General features: G+C 44.2%; 15 protein-coding genes and 1 other RNA gene. 7 read left to right on the top strand and 9 right to left on the bottom strand.

The window, feature by feature from the left end; translation table 11 throughout:
• Positions 1–68 precede the first annotated feature (68 nt).
• Both ssrS and QZZ55_RS07235 read left to right on the top strand, forming a co-directional pair.
• Positions 69–246: non-coding RNA, 6S RNA (ssrS, locus tag QZZ55_RS07230), on the top strand.
• A gap of 8 nt (positions 247–254) precedes the next feature.
• Positions 255–833: a 5-formyltetrahydrofolate cyclo-ligase gene (locus tag QZZ55_RS07235; protein WP_293266649.1), complete on the top strand. Its 579-nt coding sequence runs from the start codon at positions 255–257 to the stop codon at positions 831–833.
• A gap of 238 nt (positions 834–1,071) precedes the next feature.
• Here QZZ55_RS07235 and QZZ55_RS07240 read toward each other — a convergent pair whose 3' ends face one another.
• Complete coding sequence (locus QZZ55_RS07240) at positions 1,072–1,206, bottom strand: hypothetical protein (protein WP_293266650.1); 135 nt, start codon at positions 1,204–1,206, stop codon at positions 1,072–1,074.
• A 219-nt stretch (positions 1,207–1,425) separates the two neighbouring features.
• Positions 1,426–2,337: an AEC family transporter gene (locus tag QZZ55_RS07245; RefSeq protein WP_293266651.1), complete on the bottom strand. Its 912-nt coding sequence runs from the start codon at positions 2,335–2,337 to the stop codon at positions 1,426–1,428.
• A gap of 76 nt (positions 2,338–2,413) precedes the next feature.
• Here QZZ55_RS07245 and QZZ55_RS07250 point away from each other — a divergent pair, with 76 nt between their 5' ends.
• On the top strand, positions 2,414–2,926 hold the full coding sequence (locus QZZ55_RS07250; RefSeq protein ID WP_293266652.1) for an ACT domain-containing protein: 513 nt from the start codon (positions 2,414–2,416) through the stop codon (positions 2,924–2,926).
• Positions 2,927–2,963: 37 nt separating this feature from the next.
• Here QZZ55_RS07250 and QZZ55_RS07255 read toward each other — a convergent pair whose 3' ends face one another.
• Together QZZ55_RS07255 and argH are read right to left on the bottom strand one after the other, a co-directional pair.
• Positions 2,964–3,947 carry a GGDEF domain-containing protein gene (locus tag QZZ55_RS07255; RefSeq protein ID WP_293266653.1) on the bottom strand — a complete coding sequence of 328 codons (984 nt, stop codon included), beginning with the start codon at positions 3,945–3,947 and terminating at the stop codon, positions 2,964–2,966.
• Between the two features lie 173 nt (positions 3,948–4,120).
• Entirely contained in the window at positions 4,121–5,518 is a 1,398-nt protein-coding gene (gene argH / locus QZZ55_RS07260) for an argininosuccinate lyase (protein WP_293266654.1), read from the bottom strand.
• A gap of 185 nt (positions 5,519–5,703) precedes the next feature.
• Here argH and hemC point away from each other — a divergent pair, with 185 nt between their 5' ends.
• From hemC to QZZ55_RS07280, 4 genes are read left to right on the top strand one after another with little or no spacing between them, the layout of a single operon-like run.
• Complete coding sequence (gene hemC / locus QZZ55_RS07265) at positions 5,704–6,648, top strand: hydroxymethylbilane synthase (RefSeq protein WP_293266655.1); 945 nt, start codon at positions 5,704–5,706, stop codon at positions 6,646–6,648.
• Complete coding sequence (locus QZZ55_RS07270; protein WP_293266656.1) at positions 6,629–7,453, top strand: uroporphyrinogen-III synthase; 825 nt, start codon at positions 6,629–6,631, stop codon at positions 7,451–7,453. Before hemC ends, QZZ55_RS07270 begins: the two co-directional genes overlap by 20 nt.
• A complete protein-coding gene (locus QZZ55_RS07275) occupies positions 7,450–8,781 on the top strand; it encodes a uroporphyrinogen-III C-methyltransferase (protein ID WP_293266657.1) in 1,332 nt (443 codons plus the stop codon). Before QZZ55_RS07270 ends, QZZ55_RS07275 begins: the two co-directional genes overlap by 4 nt.
• Positions 8,781–10,082, top strand: coding sequence for a heme biosynthesis HemY N-terminal domain-containing protein (locus QZZ55_RS07280; protein WP_293266658.1), 1,302 nt, complete (start codon positions 8,781–8,783; stop codon positions 10,080–10,082). The genes QZZ55_RS07275 and QZZ55_RS07280 overlap by 1 nt, the downstream gene beginning before the upstream one ends.
• Positions 10,083–10,158: 76 nt before the next feature.
• Here the strand turns inward: QZZ55_RS07280 and QZZ55_RS07285 are convergent, their stop codons facing one another.
• From QZZ55_RS07285 to trxA, 5 genes are all read right to left on the bottom strand, one after another.
• Positions 10,159–10,611, bottom strand: a complete 453-nt coding sequence (locus tag QZZ55_RS07285) for a DUF302 domain-containing protein (RefSeq protein ID WP_293266659.1) — start codon at positions 10,609–10,611, stop codon at positions 10,159–10,161.
• Between the two features lie 252 nt (positions 10,612–10,863).
• The gene (locus QZZ55_RS07290; RefSeq protein ID WP_293266660.1) at positions 10,864–11,925 is read right to left on the bottom strand and encodes a 2Fe-2S iron-sulfur cluster-binding protein; all 1,062 of its coding nucleotides are present in this window, start codon (positions 11,923–11,925) and stop codon (positions 10,864–10,866) included.
• Between the two features lie 2 nt (positions 11,926–11,927).
• Positions 11,928–13,421 carry a 4-hydroxy-3-polyprenylbenzoate decarboxylase gene (gene ubiD / locus QZZ55_RS07295; RefSeq protein WP_293266661.1) on the bottom strand — a complete coding sequence of 498 codons (1,494 nt, stop codon included), beginning with the start codon at positions 13,419–13,421 and terminating at the stop codon, positions 11,928–11,930.
• A 129-nt stretch (positions 13,422–13,550) separates the two neighbouring features.
• Positions 13,551–14,810, bottom strand: a complete 1,260-nt coding sequence (rho, locus tag QZZ55_RS07300; RefSeq protein WP_293266662.1) for a transcription termination factor Rho — start codon at positions 14,808–14,810, stop codon at positions 13,551–13,553.
• A gap of 211 nt (positions 14,811–15,021) precedes the next feature.
• A complete protein-coding gene (gene trxA, locus QZZ55_RS07305) occupies positions 15,022–15,348 on the bottom strand; it encodes a thioredoxin TrxA (protein WP_028470566.1) in 327 nt (108 codons plus the stop codon).
• Positions 15,349–15,427: the final 79 nt, after the last annotated feature.

Here is a 15,427-nt window from a genome sequence, read left to right on the forward strand (position 1 = left end):
AGAGCCCTTAGCAGAATATAAAGAAAATACAAGAGCTGACTTTAACGCTAAACACGTTATAATGATCTGGCTCCCTGAGGTGTTCGTCAATTGGTTACGTCCCTCGAGCCGATAATTACCAGTATGGATTTTTCTAGTGAGTGTTGTGTGCATGTCCGTCTTCGGAAAGCCTTATACACTTCGGAGATCTCCTCCTTGAACCTTCGGGTTCAGGGCCACAACCAGTAACGGCATCTTGGGGAGTCTTTTCATAAATGGACGCACGCTCAACACTTCGCCAGTCAATGCGCAAAAAGCGTCGTACCTTAACGTCCAAGCAACAAGCGATAGCAGCACTTAAGTTGTTAGTCGAGATCAAAAAGCTTCCTTTAATTCATCAATCCAAACATATAGCACTTTACCTACCAAATGATGGTGAGTTAGATCCAACACCCATTGTCCAATGGTGTTGGACAATGAAAAAAAACGTCTACCTGCCCGTATTACACCCCTTATCTCATAACCGCCTTTGGTTTGTTAAGTACACAAAACATACACCAATGACACGGAACATTTACGGTATTTTAGAACCCAAAGCGCCCTACCGGTTTATTCGTCCAGCTAAAATGCTAGATACCGTATTATTACCGCTCGTCGCATTCGATAACAAAGGAGGCCGATTAGGCATGGGAGGCGGATACTATGACCGGACGTTCAGTTTTATTAAACAGTTCAACGCCCAAAAGCCACGGTTAATCGGGCTTGCGCATCATTTACAAGAAGTTGAAAAATTACCCATTGAAAGCTGGGATGTACCATTAACAGCAGTAGTGACCGATCACGGATATTACTAAAAAGAGATACTGGTCCATTCACTTTAATATAAACACAGTATATTTATAACATTGATGCATTCATTGTCTTTATATAATGAATGCGACAAATAATCTTGCTTATAAATAACCGATATACACGCTACAACAAGCATATAAATATTAGAAACATGACTATCAATATTATTTTACTGAGAAAGCTACCACCCTGACAAAATTATCAGAAATCATAAGTCGTATTTTAAACCCAGTAAAAACATCAACCTTGACGGTTAAAAACTTGCTCCACCAACGATGCAAATTGAAAGTCAGTCTGGGAAAAAACGCCTGTCAAAACAGAACCTACGACAAACACCATTACTATTACCATTACTAAATCAGGACCTTTCTTCATAGAATCTCTATATTTATTATAAATAACCTAATTTAACTACACTCTATCGATACACAAATTAAAACGCGCCTTCCATAGATGCATAAATAACTAAGTCCTTAATTAGCATTATAGCCATAAACCCTAATATTACGCTAAAAAGAGCACATTACTTGCTATAAATCATAAAATTTTCAGGATTTTTAGCGATTTTCGAAACATTTTAACTATTTCGTCACGTTAGGACAGTATCCCCAGCATAATTGGCAGTGTCAGTATCGATAAAACTACCTGCCCAGTAATAATTGCCGCCATCATTTCTGCATCTCCCCCAAGCTGTCGAGCTAAAATAAAAGCTGAAGGTGCTGTTGGTACAGCAGCAAAGACTAGTAAGAGACCTGTTGTGAAAGAAGAAAGTTCCATAAAAAAACAAATTCCAAACATAACTAATGGAAAAACGATCAACTTAATTAATGACGAGATCCAAACAGCCGACTGAACGGCTCGTAAAGCCTGTAAATTCAAACCGGCACCAACAGCCAATAATCCTAATGGAAGCGCCATACTTCCCAACAAACTCAATACAGAACCAATGGGAGATGGGACACCAATACTGCTGACGTTTAATATAATGCCCAGCATACAACTAATAATTAATGGGTTTTTTAATAGCGCCAAAACTACTCCCTTCACGCCTTGCTTGTGGCCCAACTGGGTAGAAAAAACAATAATACTCAGCACATTTAGTAACGGGATCATGAACGCAATAACAACAGCCGATAAAGCAACAGCCTCACTGCCATAAAGCGTGCTTACAGACGCAAGCCCCACATAGGTATTAAATCGAACAGAACCTTGATAAAACGAGGTAAAGCCTCCTGCTGACAATCCCATCCAGTAGCGCAGAGCAAAACATATAGCAGTACCTATCAAGAGCAGCAATATAATAGCAACTGCAATATCTACGATAGACACTCCTGTTATATCTGCAGAACCCAGCTTATTAACTAGCAATACCGGAAACAATACAAAGTATGTTAGCTTTTCGGCGGGCTCCCAAAAACCATTGCCAGGAAAACCTATTCTACGAGCAATAAACCCCAACATTAATATTGCAAAAACCGGCCACAAAGCACTAAGAACTGATAACATATTTATGTACTACTCTAAATATTCGAAATTAACATCTTAACTTTTCGATTATACCTTTATAGAAGGAACCCGCTATATGACCTCTTTAATACTAACAGTCATCGGGCCAGACAAACCCGGATTGGTTGAAAGCTTATCTCAAACTATTGCTGCTCATGACGGTAACTGGCTAGAGTCGGCCCTATCTCGACTCGGAGGAAAGTTTGCAGGCATTTTGGTTATCAAAGTACCTAAAGAAAAGGCCTCTACTTTAATAAGTGCATTAGAGAAGCTAGAAGATACAGGCCTCAAAATAGTGGCTGAAACAGCTAATGATCAAGACAGGCCTGACACACTACAGGCTTTCACCTTAGCACTAATTGGCCACGACAAACCCGGTATTGTTCGCGAGATATCACAAGCATTAGCGCAGCGGCACATCAATGTTGAAAGTTTATCAACAGAATTAGTCTCTGGGTCAATGTCTGCCGAATTGCTCTTTAAAGCAGAAGCCCAATTATTAGCGCCAGAAAGCCTAAACTTTGATGACCTTCAAAGTGCAATAGAGTCTATTGCCAGTGACCTTATGGTTGATATAACACTCAATTAACAAGGCACTCTGTGTAACCACATCCCGCCAGACGTGGCTACACAGAGGCTTCCGAGGCATTAATTGTTTGCTCAACCGAGCTATCTGATGGGGGGGCCAAACATACTCGATTTCTACCTAAGGACTTAGCCAAATATAAAGCATCATCTGCTCTTTTCATCCACTCACGTGCTGCTTCATTCTTGCCTAGTTCAGCAACACCAATAGACATAGTGACGGGATGGTCTGGAATCAATCGCGTATTCTCAAACGCACCGCGAATTTGCTCAGATAGATTATTAGCCTCCTCTAAGCTCCCTTCTGCTAACAGCACAAATTCCTCTCCTCCGAAACGGAACAGCACTTCACTTTTGCGCACGACACTATTTAAAAATTCTACAAAACGCCGTAAAAACAGATCACCTACGGCATGTCCGTATTCATCATTTATTCGCTTAAAATAATCAATATCAATAATCACAATAGAAACCGGAGCAGCCCTTCTCGAATAAAGCGACACTCGGCTTTCTATCGCATCATCCAGAGCCCTGCGATTGTTTGCTCCCGTCAAAGGATCAATGGTTGCCTGCTCCGCTAACCGCCGTTTATCTTGTTTCATTCGTGCTGCAAAAAAGTACGAAAAAAGACACACAAGAGTGTAGGTCACTATAAATCCAGATAACTGAATCCCGGAAAGCGACTCATAAACTAAAGCACTAATAGCAACGGCAGAGAAGATACTTATACTGATAGCGACCTTGAGGCGTACCATAAAATAGCCGCCAATCGCAGTAGGATAAGCCCAGAACAGCATATCTGGGCCTTTTATCAACACCACAGCTAACATGCCGCTAGTGTACATCAAGGTAAACAACGTACTTACTGTTTTAAAATTTTCGCCATTACGGCCATAAATACCTAACGACACAATTCCTGAAACAATCAGAACATCAAGAATAACCATGACCCACTCGCCCTGTAGGATCCGGCAAACCGCGAATGGAAAGATAGCCAAGACACCTAAAGCGCCTTGGACCATCATGATATCTTCCTCAAGCCTTGAGTTAGCTCGATTAACCTTTAGGCAAGGCATGAACTTTCTGATTGCATACATCCCTATACTCGCATTAGCGCAAAGCGCTAGTGTAATAGCTGTACATATTTTGTACCAGCCATACTAAAGCCTTCACTTAGCGCCATTGATAACGATGTAAGTTACACCTCTCTACCCTTCAGTTTAGACAGCCCACGTTTAACCGCTGCTCTTACCTGAGCAGGGGCCGTACCGCCAATATGGTTACGTGCAGCAATCGACCCTTCGAGTGTCAGAACTTCAAACACGTCGTCAGCAATCGTCTCTGAAAAAGCCTGTAATTCAGCTAAGCTCATCTCGCCCAAGTCCTTGCCCGTTTCTATTCCATAAGCAACAGACTTACCGACCACTTCATGCGCATCACGGAACGGCATACCTTTTCGTACAAGGTAGTCAGCTAAATCAGTCGCCGTGGAGAAACCACGCAGAGCCGCTTCACGCATATACTCTTTACGTGACTCAAGCGCAGGCACCATATCTGCATATGCACGCAAACAGCCTTTTACGGTATCAATGGTATCGAATAGCGGCTCTTTATCTTCTTGGTTATCTTTGTTGTAAGCCAACGGTTGCGATTTCATCAACGTTAACAAACTGAAGAGATGGCCGTAAACACGGCCACTTTTCCCACGAACCAGCTCAGGAACATCTGGATTTTTCTTCTGCGGCATAATAGACGAGCCCGTGCAGAAACGATCTGGCAGATTAATAAAATTAAACTGAGCAGAGGTCCACAACACCAGCTCTTCTGACATGCGTGTCATGTGCATTAACAAAAGACTAGAAGCTGCGCAAAATTCAATACCAAAATCACGATCAGATACGGCATCTAAAGAGTTTTCAGCAGGAGCATCAAAGCCCAATAATTTACATGTAATTTCACGCTGAATCGGGTAAGTAGTACCCGCCAATGCCGCAGCACCCAAAGGCATAATATTGACACGCTTACGCGTGTCCACAAAGCGGTCGTAGTCACGGCTAAGCATTTCAAACCATGCCATTAAGTGATGCCCAAACGTCACTGGCTGAGCTGTTTGCAAGTGTGTAAAACCAGGCATGATAGTATCGGCTTCTTGCTCAGCAAGTCCTAACAAACCCTGTTGTAAGCGCGTGATTTCAACCAAAATCAGATCGATCTCATCACGCAGATATAGGCGAATATCGGTAGCTACCTGGTCATTTCTCGAACGCCCTGTATGTAACTTCTTACCCGTAATGCCAATTTTAGCCGTGAGCGCTGCTTCAATGTTCATATGGACGTCTTCAAGCTCAATCGACCACTCAAAGCGCCCTTCTTCGATGTCTGTACTGATTTCAGATAATCCTTGGATAATCATGTCACGCTCAGCAACCGTCAGTACACCTGCTTCCGTCAACATTGTGGCATGAGCAACCGAACCCTGAATATCTTGTCGATACATACGTTGGTCAAACTCAACTGACGCTGTAAAGCGTGCCACAAACGCATCTGTTGGTTCATTAAAACGACCACCCCACTGCTGGTTGGTTTTATTGCTCATACTCAGGACCTCACTAAAGAAACTAAACAGACCGTTCTGGCCTAAATTTGCGAGGGATTATATCAGTTTTGGCACCCAATGCGTGTTCTCTTGATATATGCAAAGACCCAGAAACGAAATGATCTGTTACAATCGCTGCATTCGCCTAGTTAGGCCCATTGTCATTTTCACTTTAGGACTGGAATATGCTGAAAAAAGTTGTGCGCATCGCGACCCGAAAAAGCCTATTAGCACTTTGGCAAGCTGAGTATGTAAAAGCTGAGCTGGAGAAGCACCATCCAGGTATTCAGGTTGAATTGTTGGGCATGACAACTCGGGGTGACAAGATTCTTGATACGCCTTTGGCGAAAGTGGGTGGTAAAGGGTTATTTGTTAAAGAGCTCGAAGTCGCCATGCTTGAAAACAGAGCCGATATCGCCGTGCATTCCATGAAAGATGTCCCGATGGAGTTCCCAGAAGGCCTTGGTCTGACGGTTATTTGCCCTCGCGAAAAACCAACCGACGCCTTTGTCTCCAACAAATTCAACTCGCTTTCTGATCTACCTCAGGGAGCCATTGTTGGAACATCATCTTTACGACGCCAATCACTGATAAAAGAACAACGTCCAGACCTTGAGATTCAAGACCTGCGGGGCAATGTTCAGACACGTTTGAGAAAACTGGATGAAGGCCAATACGACGCTATCATTCTTGCAACAGCAGGCTTACTTCGCCTTAAACTAGCAGAGCGTATTCGTAGCGAACTACCCGATGACATTTGTTTACCCGCCGGTGGACAAGGCGCCGTTGGCATAGAATGTCGCCTTGATGATGCTGAAACCATTGCATTACTTGCGCCATTACATCACCAGCCTACTGCCTGGTGTGTCCTTGCTGAACGTGCTTTAAATAAGCGCTTAGAAGGAGGTTGTCAGGTACCTATTGCTTGTCATGCGACGTTAAATGAAGCACAAGATGAAATCTATTTACGCGGCTTGGTTGCGCGCCCCGATGGCACAACTGTTTTGCGTGACGAGTTACGAGGGCACCCCGATCAATGCGAAAGCATCGGTATAACGGTAGCAGAGCGCCTTTTAGAAGCCGGTGCCGATAAAATCCTGAGCGAAGTCTATGCAACCAACAAGGGCTAACCTTCCCTCTCTACAAAACCAACGAGTGTTAGTGACTCGCCCCGCGCATCAAGCGGCACCGCTAATAAAGCTCCTCAAAGAGTGCGGTGCTAACCCTGCACATTTACCTGCGCTTGAAATATGCCCAATTAGCGAAACCGACTCTCGATATTCATTGCTCAGAAACCAAATGATGAATTTGGATCAATACGCCATCATCATTTGTATCAGCCCTAACGCAGCGCACCAAGCACTGGAATGGATCGACCAATTCTGGCCACAAACACCTGTTGGAATTGATTGGTATGCTGTTGGCAAAAAAACGGCTCAAATATTAAACGATCAAGACATCCCTGCGCACTACTCTAATGCAGGATTTGACTCTGAAGCCATGCTTACACTGCCCGATTTGGTCGATATTCAGGGAAAGAAAATTCTTATTCTACGAGGGTCTAGCGGCCGAGCCATGTTAGCCGAAACATTAACATCGCGAGGTGCTGAAGTAGAGTATGCCAATCTCTACGACAGAAAATGCCCAGAATATGATGATACACATATCAAAAGTACTATTTATAACATTCCTTTATCATCTATCCTGATTACCAGTGGCGAGGCCCTTAGCAATTTTGTTACAGTTGCAGCAGGTCGCCAAAAGCAGTTCAGCACGGATTCACTACATCATCTTTACCTTGTAGTACCCAGCGCACGAATTGCCGATCAGGCAAGACACATAGGATTTACACGAATCAAGGTAGCGCAGGGACCGGATGACCTATCCATGGTATCGGCGCTAAATTCAGCTAACGACTCGGAAGCCAACGCATGAAACATACCGAGAAAAAAACAAGAACCACCGTAGATAATGTCATCGAGTCGAAAACCGCACCGGCGGGCCAAACCGTAGACGAATCAACAGTCGATGTTAGTAAAGCAAGTGAAGCTAACGTAGACGATGTGGTTGAAGCAGCACAAGAAGAACAGCTTTCAACTGAAAGCCAAGACAACGTCGCTGACACCCCCAGCATTTCTGAGCCTGCCAAAGAAGCAACACCTCCGCCAGTAGCTCCGGTCATGCCTGCGCAAGAAAAACAAAGCGCTACATGGCCAGGAAAGCTCGCCCTAGTTATCTCCATTATTGCACTAGGCGGCAGTGGTTATCAGTATTGGCAATCAATGCAAAGCCAACAACAAGATAGCTCAACCATCGATAACCTTAAGCAGGAAGTTACAAAAGCTGTTGCTAATGTAAATACCCAGCTTACTGATACAAAATCAGTTGTTAGCTCTCAAGTGGCATCGGTTAACCAAAATCTAACCATGTTGCAATCCCAGTCTTCAAAAGAGCAAAAAGGGATTGAAGAACTACAAACACGACTAACGCAAAGCATTCAGCAAGTATCCGCAAAGCAGACCAACTCACGTAAAGATTGGTTGTTGGCCGAAGTAGAATACCTACTAAGACTCGCCAACCAACGCATTTTAATGGAAAACACCTCGTCTGGTGCATTGTCATTACTGAAGTCTGCTGACAAAATCCTGAAAGAAACAGACGATGTTTCTATCTATGCGGTACGCAAGACACTAGCGTCAGACATTGCTGCCCTTGAGTCAGTGCCAACATTTGACCTAGAAGGCTCCTATCTTAAATTGGCAGCTCTAAGCGAACAGATAAACAATCTACGCTTAGTTCCACTGACCGATAAGAATAAGCTGCCATCTTTAATCGAAGAAATTTCGCCTGAAGTCATGAGTGAAACATGGTCAAGCGGACTAAAAGAGTCATGGGCTAAAGCCGTCGATAAGGTTGAAAAGCTAGTCGTCGTCCAGCATCGCGATGAGCCTATAGAGCCGCTTTTATCTCCTGAGCAGAATTACTACTTACAGCAGAATCTGCATCTGATGTTAGAGCAAGCTCAATTAGCACTTCTTCAGAAAAATCAAATCGCATTTGATCGCAGCCTTATTAAGGCAGAAGATTGGACTGGCACCTACTTTGAAGAAAAAGATGCCACTACCCAAGCGATACTTCGCGGTATTAATGAGCTTCAAGATTTAAAGATCTCTCCTGAAATGCCAAACATTAGCGGCTCACTCAATGCGTTAAAAGCTTACTTACTAAAAATCACTAAACTTAAGGAAAAAGGAGCAGCGTAATGAAAAGATTATTTCTGCTGCTCCTGGCCGTTCTCGCTGCAGGAGCCTGGGTCGGTGAAAAAATGGTCAAAGACCCTGGCTATGTGTTGATCTCTTATGACGAGAGCACCATAGAAACCAGCCTTTGGGTTTTGTTGGTTGTTCTCTCGCTTGGCTTCGTTGCTCTGCACTGGGCCGTGAACATCTTCTTTAAAGCCCGCTTCCCTACCGGAAAATTCCGCGCATGGCGTGAGCGTCGTGATGCTCGCCAAGCTCAAGGAAAAACACTTAAAGGTTTATTGGCACTGTCAGAAGGCCGTTGGTGGAAAGCACAGCGCTTGCTTAGCCAGTCGGCAGACAATTCTGATCAACCATTGATTAACTACCTTGCAGCAGCGCGTGCAGCTCATGAGCTACGTGAAGATACAGCCGCTGACGAACTCTTACAGAAGGCGCGCACTAAGGTGCCACAAGCCGAAGTTGCTGTTGGTATTTCTCAAGTGCAAATCCAGCTTGAGCGCGGCCAACTTGAGCCTTGCTTAGCAACATTGCTACGCTTGCGTAGACTCGCACCAAAGCACACTTACGTACTTCGCCTGTTAAAAGACGTGTATGTACGCTTACAAGACTGGCAAGGGTTAACTAACCTAATCCCAGAGTTGCGCAAGCTTAAAGTGCTAAAAGAAGATGAAATCGCGGCCCTCGAGCAAACATGTTACTCAGAACTGCTAGGCAGTACATTGGAAAAACTTCCAGTAGAAGCCGACAGCAATACGCGTTTACAAGCGCTAACAAAAGAGTGGAAAAGCTTACCTTCTGCGCTTTCCCATGATAAAGAGATGATCCAGCGCTATATAGAACAGCTAGTAAGTGCGGGCTCTGAAGATAAAGCCGAAAGCTTCCTACAAGACAAAATTAAGCGTCAGTGGGATGAAAGCCTCGTCAATCTTTATGGGCGCATTAAGGGTGAAGATGCCCATAAACAGCTGGAAGTAGCCAAAGGCTGGCTGAAAAAGAATCCAGACAGTGCTGCGCTTAAACTCACACTGGGCCGACTTGCCATGCGCAACGAACAGTGGGGCAAAGCCGTTGACTACTTGGAAGAAAGTTTAGTACTTGAAAAGCGCCCTGAAACTTACACAGAGCTCACTCGCGTGTTGCAGCATTTGGGTGACAGCAAGCGCTCTCTCAGTGTTATGCAGGATGGACTGGCCTTGATGGGTGGTAGCTTATCTCCCATCCCTCTACCCGCTACGGCAGAAGAGCAGAACGAAGCACCCGCGGAAGAAAAAGCCGCAGAGAACAGCACAAGCAACGCTTAACCAACTCTTTGTGCACAAAAAAACCGGAGCCTATAAGCTCCGGTTTTTTTATGTCGATAACGCCTATGTATTTAATTTATGGCTGTGTCGCCGCTTTGGCGAATTTTTTAAGCGCACCCGTTACTTTAGCAATAACAGCAGAGCACTCTTGTAACTGATGACGTTCAGCTAAATATGCAGGATTGTTATAGCTAAACCATACCTGTCCTGCTTCATCTTCATGAATAAGGGCTTTTTGCGGCAGATCAATCGCGGCATTTTGATCACATAACATCAGTGGCGTCCCTACCTTTGGGTTACCAAAAATAACCAACTCGGTTGGACGTAACTGCATATCTACTTTTTTTGCACCGCCGGCATGGTCAATGCGTGCAAAAACATTCATGCCTTTTTTGACCAATACAGCCTCAAGTCTGTCTGCCGTTTCTTTTACTCCATGAGTACTCTTCACACTAATAAGACCATTATCAGCTAGTGCGACCGATGAAAGAGAGAACAGGGCAATAAAGCCTAATAGTAATTTTCGCATGGGGAATCCTTTTTCCTAAGAGATAGATGGGCCGTGAAGAACAGTATATTCTTATTATCACCCCCCATCTTCGACATGTTGTGTATCGCTAAAGTTCAAAGCTAATAACTCATCACTATAAGTTCTACTTGGATTTTTATTTATTCACCTTTTAGTACTGCACAGAGCCCGCATGAAGCCTCTACCAAATCGCACAAAAAAGCCGATCAAAAGATCGGCTATGTAAACGCATTAGAACTATCTAATTAAAAACTATTTTTCTGGGCGTGGAGCGTAAGCAAATACATCAGAATGCATCTGCACCTTCTTCAGGCCCTTTTCTTCACACGCATCCAATAGCGCATAGACCATCGGTGGTGATCCACTGGCATACACTTCAACATTCTCAAGTGTAGCGAAGTCATGTTTAATTGCATCAGGCAGTAGATCAACACGTCCTGTCCAACCACAACTGTCTCCTGGCTCACTCACAACGGGGTGATAGGTCACATTATCATTTTCTGCAGCCCACTGCTTTGGTAGTTCAGGCAGGTAGAGATCTGCTGCTACACGTGCACCCCAATAAATATGAATTGGGTTTTTCACACCGCTAGCAAGCAAGTGCTCCATCATACTTTTTACTTGAGAAAAGCCCGTGCTCGCCGCGGCTAAAATAATGGTCTGATCTTTAGCAATGTTCGCCGCTTGTAAAAAGCAGTCACCTTTAGGCAACTCTACTTCTACATTTTTGGAATGCTGCAAATGTGTAAGAATAGCCGTCGATAGCTTACCCTCGGATGCATGCCTTACATGCAACTCAAGATTTCGCCCTGCTTCTGGCGCACTACCTATTGAAAATGCAGCCTGCTGCCCATCGGGCATGACGATTTCGAGATATTGGCCAGCATAATAGCTTACCGACTGAGATGCAGTGGCGGGTAAAACCAATGAGACCCTATAAACATCATTGTTAAGCTTTTCAACTTGCGCAATATCACAATTCAAACGTTTCACTTCTTGCTCTCCAGGGCACTTCAGCCCTTTAATATTTACCCAACAATCCCTGACGGGAACAGATGTACATGCCAAACCTAAAATACCAGCGCCTTCGTTACTCTGGCCGATACTGGCTTTTAAGTGCTGTTCTGGATAGCGCTGCAAGGCCTCACCCTGCAGCAACGTATATTTACATATTTGGCATACGCCGTTTTGGCAACTCCTTGGCATACGATAACCATAACGCTCAACAACCTGAAGTAGCGTTTCGTCGGGGTTGCACAGTAATGGCTGAGTCAGCTCATTTAAACGCAACTGTATCAGCGATTTTTTATTCACACCTAACTCATATCTGCATCAGGCATAATACCAAGGTCATCCCACAGCTCATCCACACGCTGCCTAACGTCCGCGTCCATCTCTATAGGCTCGCCCCACTCACGCGTGGTTTCACCCGGCCACTTATTGGTCGCATCCATACCCATTTTAGAACCAAGGCCCGACACAGGCGAAGCAAAATCCAAGTAGTCGATAGGTGTGTTATCAATCAACAAGGTATCACGTGATGGATCCATTCGCGTTGTAATAGCCCAAATGACATCATTCCAGTCTCGCGCATTTACATCATCATCACAAACAATAACAAATTTGGTATACATGAACTGCCGCAAAAAAGACCATACACCCAACATAACGCGTTTCGCATGCCCAGGGTATTGCTTCTTCATAGTCACAACAGCCATCCGGTAGGAACACCCTTCTGGCGGCAGATAGAAATCAACTATTTCAGGAAACTGCTTTTGCAAAATCGGTACAAAGACTTCGTTTAGTGCAACACCAAGAATTGCAGGCTCATCAGGTGGACGCCCCGTATAGGTACTATGGTAGATCGGCGTATCTCTATGCGTAATACGCTCAACGGTAAACACTGGGAAGCTGTCTACTTCATTATAGTATCCGGTATGGTCTCCAAACGGGCCTTCATCTGCCATTTCATCAGGTGCTATATATCCTTCAAGAATAAATTCAGCACTGGCAGGCACCTGCAAATCACTACCAATACATGCTGTGACTTCAGTTTTTCCGCCACGTAATAGGCCAGCAAAAGCATATTCAGATAAGGTATCAGGTACCGGTGTGACAGCACCAAGAATAGTGGCTGGGTCAGCACCTAAAGCAACAGCTACGGGGAAATTCTCACCGGGATGCGCCTCTTTCCACTCACGAAAATCGAGCGCACCGCCACGATGTGCTAACCAACGCATAATGAGTTTGTTTTTTCCGATCACTTGCTGACGATAAATCCCAAGGTTTTGGCGCTCTTTATTAGGGCCGCGCGTAATGACCAATGGCCAAGTTACTAGGGGGCCGGCATCACCCGGCCAGCATGTCTGAATAGGCAACGTGCTCAAGTCAACATCATCACCTTCGATCACATGTGTCTGACAGGCAGCCCTTTTGACAATTTTAGGCCCCATATTTAGCACTTGCTTAAACACGGGGAGCTTGCCCCATGCATCTTTCATGCCTTTAGGAGGTTCAGGCTCTTTTAGCATCGCGAGCACTTTGCCTACTTCTCGTAGTGCTGAAACACTTTCTTCACCCATCCCTAGTGCAACCCTTTCAGGTGTACCAAACAAGTTGCCCAGTACTGGGTATTTATAACCTTTCGGATTTTCAAACAGCAGTGCTGGCCCACCTGCTCGCAAAGTCCGATCGCAAATCTCCGTCATCTCAAGATTAGGATCAATCTCTTGCTTTATGCGCTTAAGCTCGCCTCTAGCTTCTAACAAAGCCATAAAATCGCGTAGGTCTTTATATTTGAGATTCGACATCAATTAAAGCTCTTTTTATACAAAGCGTTATTTATACAAGCGGTTACAACGTTTCTTGCAAACTTGCCGGTAGAGCTGCCCATAAAAAAGGGCAAGCACAAGCTCACCCTTTATCATATATCTAGCAGTTTATTTTCGGCGCATCGACATAAAGAATTCATCATTTGTTTTGAAGTCTTTAAGCTTGTCGATAACAAACTCAGTTGCTGCAGAGTCATCCATGGAATCCAACAACTTACGCAGAATCCACATACGTTGCAGTTCATCTTCAGAGGTTAGTAAGTCTTCACGACGTGTACCTGAACGACGGATATTAATAGCCGGATAGATACGCTTCTCTGCCGTTTTTCTGTCTAGGTGCACTTCAGAGTTACCTGTACCTTTAAACTCTTCAAAGATAACTTCATCCATTTTAGAGCCAGTATCAACCAACGCCGTAGCAATAATAGTCAAACTACCGCCTTCTTCGATGTTACGTGCCGCACCAAAGAAACGCTTAGGACGCTCTAATGCATGTGCATCAACACCACCCGTTAGCACTTTACCGGAAGAAGGGATAACCGTGTTATATGCACGAGCCAAACGCGTAATAGAATCGAGCAGGATAACAACATCCTTCTTATGCTCTGTTAAGCGCTTAGCTTTTTCGATAACCATTTCTGCCACTTGCACGTGACGCGATGGAGGCTCATCAAAAGTAGATGCCACCACTTCTCCGCGCACTGTACGCTGCATTTCTGTTACTTCTTCTGGGCGTTCATCAATCAACAGTACGATGAGATGACACTCAGGATTATTACGTGTGATGCTATTAGCAATATTCTGCAGCATCAAGGTTTTACCTGCTTTCGGTGGAGATACCACCAAAGCACGCTGACCTTTACCCATTGGGCTAACCAAATCCAGAATACGTGCAGTAATGTCTTCTGTACTACCGTTACCTTGCTCCATACGCAAACGTTTTTGCGCAAATAATGGTGTCAGGTTTTCAAACAGTATTTTATTTTTAGCATTTTCCGGACGATCAAAGTTAATTTCATTAACTTTTAATAGCGCAAAATATCGTTCGCTGTCCTTAGGCGGACGAATTTTACCGGAAATAGTGTCACCTGTGCGCAGGTTAAAACGCCTAATCTGGCTAGGTGAAACATAAATATCATCTGGCCCTGCAAGATAAGAGCAGTCAGCAGAACGCAAGAAACCGAAGCCATCCTGGAGAATTTCCAGCACACCATCACCATGAATATCTTCGCCGCTCTTGGAGTGTTTTTTCAAGATGGCAAAAATCACATCTTGTTTACGAGAGCGGGCTAAGTTATCTAGGCCCATTTCTTTTGCTATATCGAGAAGATCGGGAACGCTTTTAGTTTTTAATTCGGTAAGATTCATATATTTTGAGGTGAGTAACTGAGTAGGATGATGATTAAGAAAAGGGGGAAATACGAAAGAGTATATGTAAAGAACTGAAACGCTCAGATACTGAATAGAAGCGCCAGACAAATCAAATATAGAAGGTTGTGTTGCTAGTGTCTAGTAAAACGGAGAAGATAATTACTAAAATTACTATTTCTTCTCCGTTTTCATCTAACTTTTGCCTAGTTTATAGGTTTGAATCGATAAAAGCAGACAATTGAGATTTAGACAATGCGCCCACTTTAGTCGCTTCAACATTTCCGCCTTTAAACAGCATTAATGTTGGAATACCGCGGATACCGAACTTCGGTGGCGTTTCGCTATTTTCATCGATGTTGAGTTTACAAATTTTCAAACGGCCTTCGTAATCCTTAGCGATCTCTTCAAGCACGGGGGCAATCATTTTGCACGGACCACACCACTCTGCCCAATAATCAACCAACACGGCAGTGTCTGCTTTCAGAACATCTTCATCAAAAGATGCATCAGTAACATTAACGATATTTTCGCTCATTTAACCTCTCCAAACGCACCAGAAACGCTGTGTGCTTTCAAAACAAAGTTCGATGATACCACCTGAGTGAAATAAATGT

It is taken from the genome of Neptunomonas sp. (assembly GCF_016744175.1).
Classification (GTDB): domain Bacteria; phylum Pseudomonadota; class Gammaproteobacteria; order Pseudomonadales; family Balneatricaceae; genus Neptunomonas.